Below are 18,424 nucleotides of genomic sequence, written 5' to 3' on the forward strand. Positions count from 1 at the left end.
TCCGTCCGCCGCGTCATGCGCGTTTCCCCATGGGATCAGCCTGGCCCGTCACGCGCGGTCGCGTCGTCGCACGGCACGGATGCATCTCACGAAGACCGCGCCCTGAGCCGATCGTAGATGTCGCGCCGGAGGAACGTCCGCTTGAAGTTCGGCGTCGAATGGACGAGTACGTAGCCGGCCTTGCGCAAACGCGAGCACGCCCGCCTGACCCGGAAATGGTAGGCCTTGTTTCGCGGGTGGTACACCTCGTCGAACTCCACGAGTATCGCCTTGATGTCGAGGCGGTCCTCGATGATCGTCTCGATGACCCGGTATTCCGCGCCTTCGATCTCGATCTTCACCAGATCGATCGTGCGATGGCCCAGCTCGGCCATCAGGTTCGCGAGCCTGTCCACCGGCGCCTCGACGACCTTGTCCGAATCCTGGAAGAGGCATGCCGAGAAGGAGGCATAGTCCGCCTGCTGGGGGTCGTGGAACTTGAGGACCGTCTTGCGATCCCACACGCCCGTTGGAACGAACGTGATGCGGGCCAATGACGCAGCGTCGATGTCGTAGGTGTAAGGGTGGTTGACGGCTTTCGTGCTGAACGGCTTGCCTTGTTCGACGTGGCGCTCGAGTTCGGCGAAGTGGTTGATGCCGTACGGGGTCGGATCGAAGATGAAGACCTGGCAGCCGAAATTCGTTCGAAGTTCGACGTCGAAGGAAATGTCCTCACCGGCGCCGATGCAGTAACAGACGGATTCCGGCCCCAGCAAACCTTCGGGCACCCAGTAGCTGTGGCGACGCCAACCGACCGTGCGCATGGATGCCAGTGGCTCGACGCCGGATTGGTGGTGGATGCCGAGAAGCCGTTTCAGGAATGAGATCACGTGTGTACGCATAGGTCCTCGTTCGCTACGTTCCAGGTCGATGTTCGCGGCCAGGAGCGGGGGAGGGATACGTTTTTCGGCGCGACCGATGGCCGCGCAAAGATCCATGGCTGAGTTGCCCATGAGCGCTGCGTTGCCCATGAGCACCGAGCCGGCACCGGCGTGATCTCTTTCCCCCTTCAGGAAATGCAATGTCCCGGCGAGGGCGTCGGGCACTTCGCCACGCGACATTGTATGTCCACCCGCGCTGATCTGGACGTTGGTGGCAAGCCGTTGGAGCACGCCGTCGCGATCACCTTTCCCGCGCGGTTGTGGAACTTTCCTCGAGCCGGCGGCGGTCTGGCGTGCGCGGCGCAGCGAGCCGGGCGAGGCCCGCCATGGAGCGGCGGGCGTACCCCGATGGCCGCATCACCCGCCCTTCGATTCGGTGCCGCAATAGATGTCGTGCAGGACCTCCACCACGCGGGCGGCGGGGCCGGGCGCGAGCGCGTAGTAGATCGTCTGCGCGTCGCGCCGGGTCGTCACGAGATCTTCGTCGCGAAGGACCGCGAGATGTTGAGAAAGCGCGGGCTGGCTCAGATCGAGGTGCTCGTTGAGCTGTGTCACGGAGCGCTCGCCCTCGGCCAGCAGGCACAGGATCACCAGCCGGCTTTCGTTGCCGAGCGTCCTGAGCAGCCGGCTCGCGTCGCGCGAATGCGCGCGCATCCGCCGGGGGTCGATCCCGAGAGGGGATTTCCTGCCGCGCGCCATTGGGTTTCCTCCTGCAAAGACGTCGCCCGGGCATCCGGGCTATGCGCTCAGTCTAGCTCGGCCCCGGCGGCATAATATCAGTTGATTGTTATATATGAAATTGCTAATATACTGAGCCGCTGGGTGTCCGGAAAGACGACACAAGCCCGGATCGCTCGCATGAGCAAGCACCGGTCCAGCGCGGGCGCGCGCTGCGCAATCCTCCACGTGAACAAGGAGCTGGTTACATGAACATCGATCGAGCCGTGATGGCATTCGCCGGCGTGATGATTCTCGTCAGCGTGCTGCTGGTGCATTTCCATTCCGCCTGGTGGCTGCTCCTGACCGCATTCATCGGCCTCAACCTCCTGCAGGCGAGCGTGACAGGCTTCTGCCCGGCCGCGTTTGTCTTCAGGAAGATCGGCGTGCGAGGGGGCGGTTGTGCTTTCAGATAGGCGGTGGCTTCCGGCCGCGATGGGTCTGGCGCTCGCGGCATGCGGCAGTGAGCGTATGGCCGATCGCATGTCGCCGCTGCCCGAGCTATCGACCTTCCCGGTCGAGCGGCCGATGCTGACCGCGGGGCGTGCCTGGGACGGCGTGGTGGAAGCGGTCCGGCGAGCGGATCTCAGCGCTCAGACCAGCGGAACCGTCGCCGCGGTCGAAGCCGACGTGAACGACCGCGTCGGCGCCGATGCGGTGCTGGTACGGATCGTCGCTGTCGAACAGGATGCCATCGCGAATACCGCACGAGCCCAGTTGCGCGCGGCGGAAGCCGCCGCCGTGGTGGCGGCGCGCACGTACGCGCGCTTCGATGCGTTGTCGGGTGCGCAGTACGTGTCTCGTGCCCAGCTCGACCAAGCACGTGCCGAGCGTGATGCGGCCGTCGCCGCGCGTGATGCGGCGCGCGCACGGCTGACGCAGGTGGAGCAGCAGGCAGGCTATACCGTGGTGCGTGCGCCGTTCGCGGGCGTGGTGTCGCGGCGCGACGTCGAACCCGGCGAGACGGTGGTTTCCGGCCAGCCGCTGATGTCGGTCTACGCGCCGCGGGACCTGCGCATCGAGGTGTCCGTGCCGCAGACGCGCGCCGACGCGATCCGGCGCGACCCGCGCGCCCGCGTGCTGTTTCCCGACGGAAGCGAAGCGGTGTCGCCGCGAGTGACCGTATTTCCGTCGGCGGACGTCGCAAGTCACAGCGTGATCGTGCGGGCGAACCTGCCCGAGCTCGCGGCGCCGCCGGCACCGGGTACGACCGCGAAGGTCATGTTCGATGCGGGAGGCGGCGAAGCGGAAAGCCAAGCCGTGCGCGTTCCTGCTGCCTCCATCGCGCAACGGGGCGAACTCAGCGGCATCTACGTCAAACAGGGTGATCGGATCGTGCTGCGCCAGGTCCGTCTCGGCGCACGCGAGGAGGAGATGGTGGACGTGATCAGCGGATTGCGCGCGGGCGACATGGTTGTGCGCGATCCCGTTGCGGCGGTGCAGGCCCTGGTCGCGCAACGGCAGGCGGCGGATTCGACGCATGAATGACATGCCGAACCCGCCGCGCTCGGGCATTGCGGGTCGTCTGGCCGCAGCGTTCCAGTCCAATCCGTTGACGCCGATTCTCGCACTCACCGGTCTCTTGCTGGGCCTGCTCGCAGTGGTGATCACGCCCCGCGAGGAAGAGCCGCAGATCGACGTCACGATGGCGAACGTGATCGTCCCCTTCGAAGGCGCGAGTTCGCGCGATGTCGAGCAGCTGGTGGCGGTGCCGCTGGAACAGACGCTGTCGGAGATCGAAGGCGTCAAGCACGTGTATTCCGTCAGCCGCCCGGGGGCGGCAGTGGTCACCGTCGAATTCGAGGTCGGCGTGGAGCGGCAGGCGGCCCTCGTGCGCCTGTACAACCAGGTGTTCTCGAACCTGGACGCATGGCCGCCGAACACCGGTATCGGCACGCCTCTGGTGAAGCCGAAGGGCATCGACGACGTGCCCGTGATGGCCCTGACTCTCTGGAGCGACGATGCGTCGACGGACGCCAGCCGCCTCGCGGAGGTGGCACATGCGCTGGAGGCCGAACTCAAGCGCATTCCAAGCACGCGCAACGTGTATACGATCGGTGCGCCGGATCGGGTCGTCATGGTCACCCTCGACGCGGCCAAGCTCGCAGCCTACGGTCTCGAGCCGGGCGATCTCGCGACGGCGCTGCAGGCGGCGAACGTGGTGCGCCAGCCGGGGGAACGCGTGGATGCCGATGGCGCATTGCCCGTCACGGCCGGCCGCTTCCTCGCGTCCGCGCAGGACGTCGCCGCGCTCGTCATCGGCAGCCATGGCGGCAAGCCGCTGTTGATTTCGGACGTCGCCACTGTCGAGGCAAGGGCCGACCTGCCTGCTCGCTATGCATGGTTCGGCTCGCCGCCGGGTCGCGCGGGACCCGGTGCCGGCATCGCTCCGGCAGTGACCATCGCGGTCGCCAAAAAGCCGGGCAGCAATGCGTCCGACATCACGACTGCGATCGGCCATCGCATCACTCAGCTCCACGGCGAGATGATCCCCGATGACGTGCATGTGTCCGTGACCCGCGACTACGGCAAGACCGCTTCCGACAAGGCGCAGAAGTTGATGCAGAAGCTGCTTTTCGCCACGTTGTCGGTGATCGCGCTGGTCCTGTTCACCCTCGGGTGGCGCGAGGCGGTGGTGGTCGGCAGCGCCGTCGCCCTGACGCTCGCGGTGACGCTGTTCGCTTCCCACGCGATGGGCTTCACCCTCAATCGGGTCTCGCTGTTCGCGTTGATCTTCTCGATAGGCATCCTCGTGGACGACGCGGTCGTCATCGTCGAGAACATCCATCGGCACTTGACGCTGCCAGGCCCCGACGGTCGAGCGCGCACGTTGTCCGAGGTGATTCCGGGCGCCGTGCACGAAGTCGGCGGCCCGACCATCCTGGCAACCTTCACGGTGATTGCGGCGCTGATGCCGATGGCCTTCGTGTCGGGACTCATGGGGCCGTACATGCGCCCGATCCCGGTCAATGCGTCGGCCGGCATGCTGCTGTCGCTGGCGATCGCATTGACGGTCACGCCGTGGTTGTCGCTCAAGCTGCTGCGGCGGCACGAGGCGACCGGACACGCCTCATCGCCTCCCGAAGTCCGTCAGCAGGACCCATTGCGCCTACTGTTCCGGCGATTGATGTCGCCATTCCTCGTGCCGCATGCACGCCGGAGGCGTCGCTTCGTGTTCGGTTCGATGATCGTGCTCGTGGTGCTGGCGGCATCGCTCGCAGCCGCGGAATGGGTCGTCCTGAAGATGCTCCCGTTCGACAACAAGTCGGAACTCCAGGTCGTCGTCGACCTACCGGAAGGCAGCACGCTGGAGAGGACCGACGCGCTGCTGAAGGAACTGGCTGCCGAAGTCGACACGATACCCGAGGTGCTCGATTATCAGGGTTACGCAGGCACCGCGGCTCCGATCAACTTCAATGGACTCGTGCGACAGTATTTCCTGCGTAGCGGCAGCAACGTCGGTGACTTGCAGGTCAATCTCATCGACAAGCATCTTCGCTCGCGACAGAGCCATGCGATCGCGAGGGCGATGCGCCCAGGTCTTGCGGCGATCGGTGCCCGCTACGGAGCATCGGTGAAGGTCGTCGAGGTGCCGCCCGGACCGCCGGTGCTCGCGCCGCTCGTGGCGGAGGTCTACGGACCCGACTACGCGGGCCAGCGCCGCATCGCGCGTGAGCTCGCGTCGACACAGTTCGCATACACCGAAGGCATCGTCGATGTCGACACGAGCGTGGAGGCCGATGCGCCTCGCGAGACCTATGTGCTCGACCGGGTGCGCGCCGCGCGGCTGGGTGTGACGCAGGCCGCCGTGTCGGATGCGATTGCCGCAGCCGTCGCGGGGAACGATGCGGCATTCATACATGACGGAAGCTCGAAGTATCCGCGCCCTGTCCGCCTGCGCCTGCCCGCCGAGCAGCAGGCGGGCTCGTCATCGCTGCTTGCCGTGCAGGTGCGCGGGGGAGGGGGCGGGCTGGTGCCGTTGTCGGAACTCGTTGCCGTGCAAACGGAGGAGTGGGACGGCGCGATCCATCACAAGGACGGCCTGCCGGTGGCATACGTCACCGGCGACGAGGCCGGCAAGCTCGACAGTCCGCTGTACGGCATGTTCGCGATGGTCGGAAAACTGCACGATGCGCGGTTCGAAGGCCAGGCATCGCCGTTGCAACAGACGTTCATCGCGCAACCGGCGGACACGAGCCGCTATGCGGTGAAGTGGGACGGCGAATGGCAGATCACCTACGAGACCTTTCGCGACATGGGCATCGCCTATGCCGCCGGCATGGTGCTCATCTATCTCCTGGTGGTCGCGCAATTCCGCAACTATGTCGTGCCGCTCGTGATCATGGCACCGATACCGTTGACCGTGATCGGCGTGATGCCGGGCCATGCCTTGCTCGGGGCACAGTTCACCGCGACGAGCATGATCGGCATGATCGCGCTCGCAGGCATCATCGTGCGCAATTCGATTCTTCTGGTGGACTTCATCGACCACGAAGTCGCGCGCGGCGTAGCGCTGGAGGAGGCGGTGATCGACGCCTGCGCTGTCCGCGCCAAGCCGATCGTACTCACCGGCGTTGCGGCGATGCTCGGCGCGTTCTTCATCCTCGACGACCCGATCTTCAATGGTCTGGCCATCTCGCTGATCTTCGGGATCCTGGTCAGTACCGTGCTGACGCTCGTCGTGATTCCGGTGCTGTACTACGCGATCACGCATCGGCCGCGCAATGCGGTATGACGGCATCGTGCGTCCGGCGCCGAGTTCCTCGGCGAGCTGCGCCCGCCCGATAGACGTGGAGGATGCTGAAAACGAGGTGGTTTGACCTGCATCAAATCGCGAGGACGTCGCCCGTCCTATCGTGGCCCTGTCCATACCAACCGGAGGAGTCGCGATGAAAGCCGATCGGGGGCGCGGCGGACTTCCGGGCGTAGCGGTCGACCCGTGACGAGTACCGTATCGGGCCGGCCCGCCGATGCGCACGGTGCGCCGCGGGTCCAACGATGAGAGGCCAGTGGACCGGCGCACTGTTCGCGATCCTTCTGTCTGCGCAAACAGCCGCAGTCGCGGACGGTCCGGATGCGGCACCGCTCGCGAACGACACGTGGTGGTACCCGCAGGTCGCGCCGACGGGCCCGGTCGTGATCGTCGTCAGCCTGGTCGAGCAGCGCGCGTACGTTTATCGCAACGGCATCGCGATCGGCACCGGTCCGGTCAGCTCGGGCAAGCGCCGTCACGCGACGCCGGCGGGCGTGTTCACGATCCTGCAGAAGGAGCGCGAGCATCGATCCAACCTGTACGACGATGCGCCGATGCCTTTCATGGAGCGGCTCACGTGGGATGGCGTCGCCATCCATGCGGGCACGCTTCCCGGATATCCCGCCTCGCATGGCTGCATCCGCATGCCGCACGCGTTCGCCGAGTGGCTGTTCGGGGTGACCCGAAAGGGCGATACCGTCGTCGTGTCGGACCGGGACGCCATCGACCCGGAAATCATCCATCCGTCGGTGCTCGCGCCCGTGACGCCGCTCGGCACACCGGACTCGCATGTCGGACGCGCCGCGTCTTTCTGGTGGGAAGCGAATGCGAAGGATGAAGGGCCCGTCAGCATCCTCATTAGCCTGGCGGATCGGCGTGCGTACGTGATGCGCAACGGCTTGCGTATCGGCGTGGCGCCGGTGGATGTCGCCGAAGGGCTCGAGGCGAGGGGAGCCGTCGTCTACGTGGCGCAGGAAGAGCAGGGCGGCGCAGCCCGATCGCGCAGCTGGCTCGCCGTGCCACTGCGCGGCGATCTCGGCCGGCGGTCGATGGATTCGCTCGCGGCGTACCTCAAGGTGGCCGACGAGTTCAGGGAGCACGTGCGCAGCGTCATCGCCGCGGGCACGACCGTATTGGTGACGGACCAGCCCGCGTTGCGCGGCGACACCGAGGCGCAGATCCTGCAGTCGGATTCAGGCACGGCGTCGGATTGATCGATCGGCTCGAGGCGAGCCCTGGATTCGCTTTCGCCGGCGCGGGCGACATTCGCCGTCACGGCAGCAGCGGTTGTCGTCGCGAACGCAGCGCGCTTGAGGCGCCGCGCTCGCGGATCAATGCCGCAGGAAGACCGGGATGTGCGCTTCGGCCAGCACGTGGCGGGTCGCGCCACCGAAGATCCATTCGCTGAAGCGCGCACGCCCGTATGCACCCATCACGAGGAGGTCCGCGCGGCACTCCGCAGCGGCTCCGAGCAGCGCCGCACCGGCGTCCGCGTCGCTCGCGCCCAGTTCGCGATCCTCGACGATGAGCCCATGTCCGCGCAGGTAGGTTCCGAGGTCGAACTCGGGCATCCAGCCGACCTTCAGCGGCTGCTCGCGTGGTTTGCCGGAAAGGACCACGATGCGACCGGCGGCGGCAAGAAGCGGTAGCGCTGCATGGATCGCGCGGATCGCCTCGGGTGAGTGATTCCAGCCGATTGCCACGCACTGCGCGCGAGCCGTCGCGCAACTCGGCGGGGTGACGATGCAGGGCAGATGGCTGCGCAGGACCAGGCCTCCCAACGCCTGCGGCGAGCCCCAGTTGCTCTCTGCATCGCGGCCAAGGATGAGCACGTCGTGCCAATTGCCAATCTGCGAGAGCACTTCCGGAACCTCGCCCTCGGCGACCACCCAGAGCGCCGAGCGTGCGCCGAGTAAGCACGCTTTGGATTCGAACGCGCTGCGCCGTGCGCACGCTTCCTCCTTGATCTGCCGGAGGTCATCGATGATCCGCGATAGCAACAGCGGCGCGTCGTAGGGCGAGACCATCATGTACGGCGATGCGACGACATGCACGGCAGTCAGGTGTCCGGAGAGAGCGGCAGCCATGCCCGCTGCGTACTCCATGCTTGGTGTCACGGAGGTGTAGTTGTCCGCATAAGCCAGGATGTCTTTCATGGCCCCATCTCAACTCGGCGATGCACGGCACCCTAGCGTCCGTGGCGCCGGCCGCTGCTGATCTGGATCAAGCAGTCGCGAGACCGCGTGATTTGCATCGCAGAGGCTCGGCCTTTCCCAAGCGCGATTTGGGACTCGCTGCCGTCGAGGGCCGGACAGCAGGAAAACATTTATTTTACATAATAGGCATTGCGCACGTTCTGGGGCTCCGGGAAGGGGCTCCAAGCCGCGCCGTCGCCGGCTCTGGTATCTCGCTCCTGACGGCTTTCGCGAGCTGCGCTTGAGCCTCGCCCTGAGTCAGCCCAGGTGTTCGGCGCCAACAAGTTGCCCCAGCAGCAGCCAACAAAGCGGCCCGTAACCGCCCCGGCGTCTCGGCCAGATGATCGGCTGCAGCCGGGCGATGCTCGACCTGTTCGACAGCATCGGCAAGGTGGCGCCGCTCGATGCGACGATCCTCCTCTACGGCGAAAGCGGCACCGGCAAGGAACTCGCGGCACGCGCGCTGCACGATCTCAGCGGCCGCCCCGGGCGTTTCGTCGCCCTCAACTGCGGCGCGATCGCGCCGGACCTCCTCGCCAGCCAGTTGTTCGGCCACGAGCGGGGCGCATTCACGGGTGCGCAGCAGGCGCACGCCGGCTTGTTCGAACAGGCCAAGGGCGGCACCTTGTTTCTCGACGAGATCACCGAAATGCCGCCGCTGCTGCAGGTGTTCCTGCTGCGCGTGCTCGAGTCGCATGCGCTGTGCCGCGTCGGTGGATCGCGCGATGTCGCGGTCGACGCGAGGATCGTGACCGCATGCAACAGGGATCCTGCACAGGCCGTGCGCGACGGACGACTGCGCAGCGATCTCTATTTCCGGCTCATGGAATTCCCCTTGACGATTCCGCCCTTGCGCGAGCGCCGCGAAGACATCCCGCTGCTCGTCCTGCACTTCCTGCAGCGCCTCAACGAGCGTCACGGAACGCGCCGTGCATTCGCGCCGGAAGCGCTGCAGCGCCTGGCAGAATTGCCTTGGCCGGGCAACGTGCGCGAACTTCGGCATGCCGTGCAACGGCACTACATACTGGCTGATTCCGATCTCGTCGACTTGAGCCAGCCGCCGCGCCACGACGAGTCGGATGCCGCGGTCGACCTCACCGAAGATTCGATCTTCTTCACCGTCGGCATGACGTTCGCCGAAGTCGAGCGCGAGATGTTGCTCAAGACACTCGCGATGTGCAACGAGAACAAGCGGGCCGCGGCGGACAAGCTCGGCGTCACGCCGAAGACGGTATACAACCGCCTGTCCCGCTATCGATCGCGCGACGAGCGCAAGCCCCTACGGGGCCTGCTGTTCGGAACCTGACGCTCGCCATTCCCCCGAATCGGTGTAACCCGCCGTGAAGCGCGTGCCGCGGCGTTAATCGCGCGCTCGGGAAGGCGCTGCGAGGATGACCGCCATGGACGCCGGCTGCGACAGTACCGCGCGTCTGCACGTCGACGGGAAGCGAAGCATGGCCGCGAGCTACTGGAAACGCACCGGACAGATCCTGCGATTTCTCCTCGAGTATCGCCGCGACCTCGCTGCGCCTTTCGACGGCAAGGCTGCCGCCACCGGAGACGACCCCCGACGCGCGCAGGCATTCAAGCAGGACCTCGCGCAGCTCGGACCGGCGTTCGTGAAGATCGGCCAGCTCCTTTCAACGCACGGCGACGTTCTGCCCGCGGCGTGGGTGGAGGCGCTCGAATCGTTGCAGGAGGACGTCGCTCCGCTCGACTTCGCCGAAGTGCGTGAAGTCATCGAGTCCGAGCTCGGCGTCCGGATTTCGCATGCGTTCGAAGCCTTCGACGAGCATCCACTCGGCGCGGCCTCGCTCGCTCAGGTGCATCGTGCCGTGCTGCGCGGCGGCCGCGTCGTCGCGGTCAAGGTGCAACGGCCCGGGATCGGCGAACAGGTGCGCTGCGACATGGACGTGCTCACCTCGCTCGCGCGCCGGTTCGATCGCGTGACCGAAGCGGGCCGCCGCATCCGCTTCAGCGACGCCGTGCTCGACATGCGCAGGACGCTCATGGCCGAGCTCGACTTCCGCTCCGAAGCCGAGAATCTCGAGCGCCTGCGCGCGCACCTCGAGCCGTATCCGGAACTGTTCGTGCCCGAACCGCACTGGTCCTTCACGACCGGCCGCGTGCTGACGATGGACCTCGTCGAAGGCAGCAAGGTCACCGCGCTCGACGGCGTTCGGCGTACCGAATGCGATTACGCTCCGCTCGCGCAGGCCCTCGTGCGCGCCTATCTCGACCAGGCATTCGTGCATGGGGAGATCCACGCGGACCCGCATCCCGGCAACGTACGCGTGCTGGACGACGGGCGCCTAGGCATCTTCGATGCGGGGATGATCGCGTACCTGCCGCCGCGGCGCCGTACGCAACTGCTCAAGCTCCTGCTCGCGGCCGTCGAAGGTCGCGGTGACGATGTCGTGCGCGAAGCGATTTCGATCGGCACCCGCCTCGAGGACTTCGACGAGGAGCGCTACGAGCGCGTCGTCGCGCAACTGGTCGCGCGTTACGCCGCGCACCGTGCACAGCGGGGCTTGTCGGAAGGCCGGCTCATGCTCGAACTTACGCGCGTGAGCGCCGAGTGTGGACTGCGCCTGCCGGCGGACCTCAACCTGCTCGGCAAGACGCTGTTCAACCTGCGCCACGTCTGCGATTGCCTCGAGCCGGGTCTCGACATGCGCGAGCCGGTGGAGCGGCATCTGGAAAGCCTGATCGGCCGCTACCTTCGGCAGGCATTCTCGCCCGCGTTGCTCGCCGGCGAACTGCTCGACGCCGAACGCCTCGTGTTCGGCTTGCCGCGCAAGCTCGCCGACGCGCTCACGCTCGTCGCCGAGAACCGCCTGCAGTTGCGCGTGGTCGGCCTGCGCGAGTCGCACCTCATGGAGAACCTGCAGAAGATCGCGAACCGTATCGCCGCCGGGCTCGTGGTCGCCGCGCTGCTCATCGCGTCCGCGCTCGTCATGCGCGTGCCCCCTGGTACCAGCGGGGCGGCCTATCCACTGCTCGCGATGACGTTGTTCGTCACCGCCGCCCTCCTCGGCCTGGGTCTCGTGCTGAGTTCGCTGCTTCGTGACCGCCGGCCGCCGCCACGGCAGCAACGCGGGCCGCAGTGATACCCGACATGCCCACCGAAACGCTCGATTTCTGGCTGCAGCAGCTTCTCCGCTACGGCACGCGCCTGCTCATCGCGCTCGTCCTGATCGTGATCGGGCTGCAGCTCGCGCGCTGGACCGCTCGCGCCGTCGGGGCGGCATTGATCGCCCGTCATATCGATCGCCTGCTGGCCGATTTCGTGCGCAGCTCGATCGTCGCGGTCGGGATCGTGGTGGTCGTGCTCGCATCGCTGCAGCTCGCGGGCATCCCGACAGCGTCGTTCCTCGCCGTGCTCGGTACCGCGGGCCTCGCGATCGGCCTCGCGCTCAAGGACTCGCTCGCGCAGCTCGCCTCCGGCGTGCAGTTGATGGTGCTGCGGCCGTTTCGCGCGGGCGACCAGGTGACCGTGGCCGGACAGGAAGGCCATGTCCAATCGGTGCGCCTGTTCCAGACCGTGCTGCTGTCGCCCGACAACCGGCTCATCACCCTGCCGAATACGCTGATCGTCAACCAGGCGATCGTCAATGCGTCGCGCTGCGACAAGCGCCGCATCGACGTTTCGCTCGCACTCTCCATCGACACGCCGCTGCCGCGCGTCGTCGAGGCCATCGCGCCTGTGCTCCAGCGGCCTCCGCTGCTGCGCGAACCCGCGCCGCTCGTTGCGGCGAGCGACCTCAGCGACAAGGGCGTGCAGCTCATGATCCAGGCCTGGGCGCCGCGCCAGGATCTCGCGACCGCGCGGTCCGCGCTCATCGAGGCCTTGCAAAAGGCGCTTGCCGAAGCGGGCGTGCGGCCGCTGGGACCTCCTGCGCCGCCCCTGCCCGCCCACGGGTGAATCGTGTGCCCGCAGCTTCGCCGAGTCTGCGTCTGGCAGGCTGTTGAAAAACAGCCTGCGGACGCGATCCAGGAATGGATCGCTCGCGAGTCGACGACGCACGTCGTTGAATCGCGGAAGCGAGTCCGGACATGCGCCGGACGCGCTGAGTTGAAACAGCGCTGGATAGCGCCTTTTTCAACATCCTGCTAGAGTCGTGACGGCTGCCTTGCACGCCATCCGCGCAGCAGCTCTTCGACATAGGGAAGCGCTGCCAGCAACGCAATCGCGACGGCGAGGGCGACGCTGTAGGCGAGCGGCGGCATCTCGCTCGACGCGCTGAGGTCGAAGCGTGCGGTGTCCGCGCCGAGCCCCCACAGCGCAAGCCATTGCGACCAATGCGCGCTCGCGAGCAGGAGGAGCACCATCAGCGGCGACATTTCGAGCACGCTGTGCACGAACTGCTCGGCGACGCCGACCTCGCGGCGCGTGATCGCATAGCGCACGTCGACGTACGCGGTGATCTCATGCACGATGCATGCGACGCCGAGCAGCGCGAGCACCAGTGCATTGACCTCGAAATAGATCGCGGCGAGCAGCGGCAGGCCCATCTCCGCAAGCATCAGGAGGTGCAGCGCCGATTCCGGAACGCCGCTCGTGTCCTCGATGTCGGTGCGCCGATGGAAGTACCAGTCCGCGACACCGGCGAGCAGCCATAGCGGAATGACGCCGTAGAGCACCAGGGAGTGCTGCGGGGACATCGGCTGGCTCCATTCCGGTCGGCTGCGTCCATGGAACGATACATGTCGCGACTGCAGGCTGAATCCGATCGGGGCCCGCCCGCGCCGGAAACCGCCGTGGCACCGCGGCCGTGAGCGAACGATGCGGGCACTCGACGATGGTCTCATCGTCGCCTCGAAGGCGCACGCCTATGATGGCGGCCGGTCCGCCCGCGGGGAGGTGCGGGGCAGGACCGACGCATAGGGCTGTCAGAGCCGCCGGCTCGCGCACATGCGGCCTTGTCTGCGGAGTCTGCATCCGCGTGGGCCCGATGCCTTCCACGCAGCGCTCGTTCTCCCTCAATTGCCGTCCGGACTGCCCCACCGCCCGCAGGCGCCCCTGCGGTTCCGAAGTCGTTGGTCGCGAGGAGACAAAGCCATGAAGCGTTCCCGTTCCAGCCATGACATCGATTCAACCGATCGCACGCGTCGTCGCGTGCTCGCCGCAGGTGCCGCGATCGGCACGGGCGCCGCGTTGGCGCCGGTACTCGGCGCCAGCACCGCGCACGCCTCCCATTCCGGCGGTGGATCACCGATGTCGTCGACGGTCCGCATGAAGAGCGGCGTGGAGATCTTCTACAAGGACTGGGGACCCAGGGACGCGACGCCGATCGTGTTCCATCATGGCTGGCCGCTCAGCGCCGACGACTGGGACAACCAGATGCTGTTCTTCCTCTCGAAGGGATTCCGCGTCATCGCGCACGATCGTCGTGGCCATGGCCGCTCGACGCAGACCTGGGACGGCAACGAAATGGACACCTATGCGGCCGATGTGCAGGAACTGGCCGACCACCTCGACCTCAAGGGCGCGATCCACGTCGGTCATTCGACCGGTGGCGGCGAGGTCGCGCACTACGTCGCGCGCGCGAAGCCGGGACGCGTCGCCAAGGCGGTGCTGATCGGTGCGGTGCCGCCGATCATGCTGAAGACGGAGGCGAATCCCGGCGGCCTTCCGCTCGACGTGTTCGACGGGCTGCGCAACGCGCTCGCCGCCAACCGCGCGCAGTTCTACCTCGACCTGCCGAGCGGTCCGTTCTACGGCTACAACCGGCCCGGCGCGAAGGTGGACCAGGGCGTGATCTGGAACTGGTGGCGACAGGGCATGATGGGCGGAGCGAAGGCCCACTACGACTGCATCAAGGCCTTCAGCGAGACCGACTTCACCGACGACCTGAAGAAGATCAGCGTGCCGACGCTGGTCATGCACGGCGACGACGACCAGATCGTGCCGATCGCGGATTCGGCGCTGCTGTCGGCGAAGCTGCTCCGCAACGGCACGCTGAAGACGTACAAGGGTTTGCCACACGGGATGTGCACGACCCATGCGCAGGTCATCAACCCCGACCTGCTGGCATTCATCAAGGGCTGAGCACCGCAAACGCGCGGACGGTTCGTGCGAACGCACCGTCCGCGAGTGGAGTGTTGCTTCAGTGCATCGCAGGCACGCTGCGCGAAGAGCGCATGGTGTTTCCGTCGTTCAACGGAGTTCAGCCAATGGATCCGATCGCCCTTCTCTACCCGCACGTCGCGCTCAGCCTGCTCGGCATCGCCGCAGGATCCGTCGTGATGCGCGATTTCCTGCACGGGACGTTCCGCGCGGCTCCTGTCAACATGTTCCTCGTGACGACCGCATTGACGAGCGCCACCGGCTACCTGTTCCAGCGCGATCATCTGCTGCCGTCGCATGTTGTGGGCGCGATCGCATTGCTGGTGATCGTTCCCACCTGGCTCGCGTGGCGCCCGTATCGCTTGGCCGGCGGCTGGAAGCGCGGCTTCATCGTCGGCGCAACGGCGAGCCAGTGGTTCAACGTCTTCGTCCTCGTCGCCCAGCTGTTCCAGAAGGTCCCTGCGCTGCACGCGCTCGCGCCGACCGGTTCCGAGCCGCCATTCGCGATCGCCCAAGGCATCGTCGTGCTGCTTTTCATCGTCGCGGGCGTGGCCGCATGGCGCAGGAATGGAGCGACGCCGGCCCTGGCGTACTAGAGCGGATGGCGGCACGCGTCCCGTGACGGCGAACCTGAGTCGCCACCGACCGCGCCAGGCGGAAGTTCAGCGCGGATTGTCCACGGCCCCTGTCTTCTCGGAGCATGGGCCGATTCGCTGCGACCGTATGTACGAACCCCGAGGACATCGATCGCCTCGAGCATCTCGTCACCTTGCTGCCGAGTGACATGCGCGTGCGCATCATCGTGCATGACGGCCAGTCGATCTGCGGCACGGTGGTCGAGCGGCCTGCGCTGCAGCTGTTCCAGAACGCGGACGGCGAGGAAGGGTTCAACGCGGTCGTGCGCATCGACGATCCGGTGGCGCCCCCATGGACCGCCTACGTGTGGCTCAGCGATATCCGCGAGGTGGAACATCCGGGCGTGTGAGCGCGGCGCTCCCGTCCATACGGCGCTCGGCTGCGCGGCCAGCGATCGTGCGGATCAGGACAACGGGCCTCGCGTGCCGAATACGGCACCCAGCAGGCAGAGAAAACCGATGACGGCAATGACGCCGTGGACGATCACGATCCATTTCGGCAGCGGGATCGCCCGCCAGTGGAAATTGAGGTTCAGCACCACGCCGCCGGCTGCCGCGACGAGGAACAGCACGAGGGCGACGTTCGCGGCCATCGGCAAACCGGTCGTGAAGGCGGCGTACAGCAGCAGCGTCACCGCCGCCGCCGACAGGAACCCGTGCAACATCGCGAGCGCGATCGGTGGGTGTGGCTTGCCGCCGAAGCGAATGAAAGCCATCACGACGCCACCGGCGGCCGAAATGGCGAGCAGCACCGCGGCGGTCTGCATGACGAGCATCGGTTCCATGGCGTTCTCCTCGATGCATCGACGCCCGGCGCGTCGAATCAATGATTCGGCCGCAGAATTGAACACGGTATAAACGCGCTTGGTGGTTCTCGGGTTCCCCGCTTGGGCGGCCGGCTTTGGTCCGCAGGAGGAACGTGGTCAGGCCTTGGGGGCTTTCCACGATCAGAAACTCCAGACCACCGAGCCGACCCACTGTGCGTTTGACGGTGAAGTCGCCGTGTAGGTCTCGCCGAGATAGTCGAACGACCAGCTCAGCGAATCGGTCCAGATCCGGCTTGCGTAGAAATAGACGTCGCCGATCGCGTAGCTCGCGCCGATGCTGCCGTAACGGTAGCTTCGCTCACCCTGGCCGCCCGGCAGCGCGATGCCGAGGCCGAGGTCGGCCGACAGCCGCCCGGCGAGCGGCCGATGGAAGGTGGTTTCGGCCCACACCGTCCGGTGCGTCGTGCCAGCGCCACCGAAGTACAGGTCGGTCGCATTGGGCGACCAGGCGATCGACGCGCGCCAGAAGCCGCGATAACCGATCACGGCGTTGAGTTCGTCGTAGCGCAGGCCTTCGGCGCGACCGTGGTGGAATGCGTCGTAGTGGACCGCACCGATCTTCGCGCTCCAGTCGTCGTCGAGCTGCCAGCGCCGGTCGAGATATAGGCCGAGCTGCGCATTGCGCCCGCGCGTTGGCAGGTGGACCGTGCTGATCGAAGCCCCGGCGACCCAGCCGTCGGCGAACTCGCAGTGGCCGTCCGCGAACCATGCAGGCCGGCCGTCGGTGAGACTGGTGCCACGATAGAGGTTGTCGGAGGACAGGCCGACGGCGCCACCGCAGCGTCCGGCGGCGTGCGCCACCGGCGTCAGCGCGAGCAGCACCGCGCCGACCCACGAGGGCCACGAACCGGCGTCAACGACCATCGATGTGCTGTGAACGTGCCGCAAACGCTGTCATCCCCAGGCAGTGGCGGCAATGCGATCCGTCGTCCGAACCGGTCCGTGATCCTCGGCGGCCGCCACCATTGCACCTCGCGCCCCCGAGGCGCAACCTTTCTGCCCGTGGCGGGTACCCATACGCCAGGATGGCCATAGGCGGAGCCTGGATCGCGTGAGCCAGACACGGACAGACCACGACCATGCCGCGGGTTCCGAGACGGAGCTCGACTGGCTGGGGGCGATCGCGCGCCAGGATCGCGTCGCGTTCGAACGCCTCTACCGACACTACCACGGCCTGCTTACGCGTTTCCTCGCCCGTTTCACGTCGCGCCGCGACGTCATCGAGGAAATGGTCAACGAGACCTTGTGGGTCGTATGGCGCACCGCTGGCAGCTTCCGCGGCGAGTCGAAGGTGGGGACCTGGATCATCGGTATCGCCTACCGCTGCCTCATGAAGCACCTGCGCGATCACCCGGCCGAGACGACCTATGGCGCCGGGGCGCGCGACCAGGAGGCGCTGCACGACGCCGCGCCCGATGAAAGCGAAGCGCGCCAGGCCGAATTGCGCGACTGGCTGCGCCACGGCATGGCGTTGCTGCCGGACGAGCAGCGCATGACGATCGAACTCGCGTACTACCTCGGACAGTCGTGCGAGGAGATCGCGGCGATCATGAATTGCGCGGTCGGCACGGTGAAGGCGCGCATGTTCCACGCGCGACTGCGCCTTCGCAACACGCTGCCCGCGCTCGGTGGCGACATCACTCCCGATCCCCGTTCCGCACAGGCTTGACCATGCAGTCTCCGCAACATCGCCAGACCTGGGACCTCATCCCCTGGCTCGTCAACGGCACCGCTGCCGCGGCCGACCGCGCGCTCGCCGAAGCGCATCTCGCCGGCTGCGCCGATTGCCGTGACGAGTACGCGTTCCAGGCGCGCGTGCAGGCGGGGCTCGCCGCCGAAACGAGCGCCACGCCCGCGGCAGGCCCCGCCTTCGAACGCCTGCTCGAGCGCATCGCCGGCGAACAGGCGACTGATCCCGCGGCGATGCGGCCGGCACGGCAGCGCCGCCTGCTGCGCGCACTCGCCGCCGCCGTCGTCGTGCAGGCGATCGGCCTGGCGGCACTCGCGACTTGGGCGGTGCATCGCAGCGCGGAACCCGCGTATCGCACGCTGAGTACGCCGGAAACGCGGCTGCCCGATGCAAGCCTGCGCTTCGTGCCGTCGCCGGAACTCAATGTCGGCCAGCTGCAGCGGCTGCTCCGCGAGCACGGCCTGCATGTGGTCGGCACGAACGAGGCCGGCACGATCTACACGCTCGCGCCGGTCGCCGCAGGCAGCACCGCACCCGACGTCGTCGCGCGCCTGCGCGCGGCGCCGGGGGTGCTGCTGGTCGAACCGATCGCGAATGCGTCGAAGAGGTGACCGGAC

General features: G+C 66.9%; 18 protein-coding genes. 12 read left to right on the top strand and 6 right to left on the bottom strand.

Annotation, left to right across the window (positions count from 1 at the left end; translation table 11 throughout):
* Positions 1-86 precede the first annotated feature (86 nt).
* Positions 87-1,085, bottom strand: a complete 999-nt coding sequence (locus tag ACTHK2_RS10715; protein ID WP_440245699.1) for an FkbM family methyltransferase — start codon at positions 1,083-1,085, stop codon at positions 87-89.
* A 192-nt stretch (positions 1,086-1,277) separates the two neighbouring features.
* Positions 1,278-1,619, bottom strand: coding sequence for an ArsR/SmtB family transcription factor (locus tag ACTHK2_RS10720; protein ID WP_440245700.1), 342 nt, complete (start codon positions 1,617-1,619; stop codon positions 1,278-1,280).
* A gap of 227 nt (positions 1,620-1,846) precedes the next feature.
* Between ACTHK2_RS10720 and ACTHK2_RS10725 the strand changes: the two genes are divergently transcribed.
* The 4 genes from ACTHK2_RS10725 (at position 1,847) to ACTHK2_RS10740 (ending at position 7,604) form a co-directional block, all read left to right on the top strand.
* Complete coding sequence (locus tag ACTHK2_RS10725) at positions 1,847-2,053, top strand: YgaP family membrane protein (protein ID WP_440245701.1); 207 nt, start codon at positions 1,847-1,849, stop codon at positions 2,051-2,053.
* A gap of 19 nt (positions 2,054-2,072) precedes the next feature.
* Positions 2,073-3,125 carry an efflux RND transporter periplasmic adaptor subunit gene (locus ACTHK2_RS10730; RefSeq protein WP_440245703.1) on the top strand — a complete coding sequence of 351 codons (1,053 nt, stop codon included), beginning with the start codon at positions 2,073-2,075 and terminating at the stop codon, positions 3,123-3,125.
* A gap of 1 nt (position 3,126) precedes the next feature.
* Positions 3,127-6,372: an efflux RND transporter permease subunit gene (locus ACTHK2_RS10735; RefSeq protein WP_440245760.1), complete on the top strand. Its 3,246-nt coding sequence runs from the start codon at positions 3,127-3,129 to the stop codon at positions 6,370-6,372.
* 263 nt (positions 6,373-6,635) lie between these two features.
* Complete coding sequence (locus ACTHK2_RS10740; RefSeq protein ID WP_440245704.1) at positions 6,636-7,604, top strand: L,D-transpeptidase; 969 nt, start codon at positions 6,636-6,638, stop codon at positions 7,602-7,604.
* A 117-nt stretch (positions 7,605-7,721) separates the two neighbouring features.
* On the opposite strand, the gene ACTHK2_RS10745 is transcribed toward ACTHK2_RS10740, so the two are convergent.
* Positions 7,722-8,546, bottom strand: a complete 825-nt coding sequence (locus tag ACTHK2_RS10745; RefSeq protein WP_440245705.1) for a universal stress protein — start codon at positions 8,544-8,546, stop codon at positions 7,722-7,724.
* A 379-nt stretch (positions 8,547-8,925) separates the two neighbouring features.
* Here ACTHK2_RS10745 and ACTHK2_RS10750 point away from each other — a divergent pair, with 379 nt between their 5' ends.
* The 3 genes from ACTHK2_RS10750 to ACTHK2_RS10760 all read left to right on the top strand — a co-directional run bounded on the left by ACTHK2_RS10750 (position 8,926) and on the right by ACTHK2_RS10760 (position 12,510).
* The gene (locus ACTHK2_RS10750) at positions 8,926-9,891 is read left to right on the top strand and encodes a sigma-54 interaction domain-containing protein (protein ID WP_440245706.1); all 966 of its coding nucleotides are present in this window, start codon (positions 8,926-8,928) and stop codon (positions 9,889-9,891) included.
* Between the two features lie 148 nt (positions 9,892-10,039).
* Positions 10,040-11,695: an ABC1 kinase family protein gene (locus ACTHK2_RS10755; RefSeq protein WP_440245707.1), complete on the top strand. Its 1,656-nt coding sequence runs from the start codon at positions 10,040-10,042 to the stop codon at positions 11,693-11,695.
* Positions 11,696-11,703: 8 nt separating this feature from the next.
* The gene (locus ACTHK2_RS10760; protein ID WP_440245708.1) at positions 11,704-12,510 is read left to right on the top strand and encodes a mechanosensitive ion channel family protein; all 807 of its coding nucleotides are present in this window, start codon (positions 11,704-11,706) and stop codon (positions 12,508-12,510) included.
* Between the two features lie 188 nt (positions 12,511-12,698).
* Here ACTHK2_RS10760 and ACTHK2_RS10765 read toward each other — a convergent pair whose 3' ends face one another.
* On the bottom strand, positions 12,699-13,250 hold the full coding sequence (locus tag ACTHK2_RS10765) for a hypothetical protein (protein WP_440245709.1): 552 nt from the start codon (positions 13,248-13,250) through the stop codon (positions 12,699-12,701).
* A gap of 553 nt (positions 13,251-13,803) precedes the next feature.
* On the opposite strand from ACTHK2_RS10765, the gene ACTHK2_RS10770 reads away from it, so the two are divergent.
* From ACTHK2_RS10770 to ACTHK2_RS10780, 3 genes are all read left to right on the top strand, one after another.
* Complete coding sequence (locus ACTHK2_RS10770) at positions 13,804-14,637, top strand: alpha/beta fold hydrolase (protein ID WP_440245761.1); 834 nt, start codon at positions 13,804-13,806, stop codon at positions 14,635-14,637.
* A 125-nt stretch (positions 14,638-14,762) separates the two neighbouring features.
* Positions 14,763-15,251: a hypothetical protein gene (locus ACTHK2_RS10775; RefSeq protein WP_440245710.1), complete on the top strand. Its 489-nt coding sequence runs from the start codon at positions 14,763-14,765 to the stop codon at positions 15,249-15,251.
* 104 nt (positions 15,252-15,355) lie between these two features.
* Positions 15,356-15,640: a DUF3247 family protein gene (locus ACTHK2_RS10780; RefSeq protein WP_440245711.1), complete on the top strand. Its 285-nt coding sequence runs from the start codon at positions 15,356-15,358 to the stop codon at positions 15,638-15,640.
* Positions 15,641-15,694: 54 nt separating this feature from the next.
* Here the strand turns inward: ACTHK2_RS10780 and ACTHK2_RS10785 are convergent, their stop codons facing one another.
* Both ACTHK2_RS10785 and ACTHK2_RS10790 read right to left on the bottom strand, forming a co-directional pair.
* On the bottom strand, positions 15,695-16,057 hold the full coding sequence (locus tag ACTHK2_RS10785; protein WP_440245712.1) for a hypothetical protein: 363 nt from the start codon (positions 16,055-16,057) through the stop codon (positions 15,695-15,697).
* Positions 16,058-16,237: 180 nt separating this feature from the next.
* Entirely contained in the window at positions 16,238-16,981 is a 744-nt protein-coding gene (locus tag ACTHK2_RS10790) for a hypothetical protein (RefSeq protein ID WP_440245713.1), read from the bottom strand.
* 187 nt (positions 16,982-17,168) lie between these two features.
* Between ACTHK2_RS10790 and ACTHK2_RS10795 the strand changes: the two genes are divergently transcribed.
* Together ACTHK2_RS10795 and ACTHK2_RS10800 are read left to right on the top strand one after the other, a co-directional pair.
* A complete protein-coding gene (locus ACTHK2_RS10795) occupies positions 17,169-17,786 on the top strand; it encodes an RNA polymerase sigma factor (protein ID WP_440245714.1) in 618 nt (205 codons plus the stop codon).
* A gap of 2 nt (positions 17,787-17,788) precedes the next feature.
* Positions 17,789-18,418, top strand: coding sequence for a zf-HC2 domain-containing protein (locus ACTHK2_RS10800; protein WP_440245715.1), 630 nt, complete (start codon positions 17,789-17,791; stop codon positions 18,416-18,418).
* The last annotated feature ends 6 nt before the right edge of the window (positions 18,419-18,424 follow it).

The sequence above is a fragment of the Dokdonella sp. genome, from assembly GCF_051958935.1.
Classification (GTDB): domain Bacteria; phylum Pseudomonadota; class Gammaproteobacteria; order Xanthomonadales; family Rhodanobacteraceae; genus Dokdonella_A.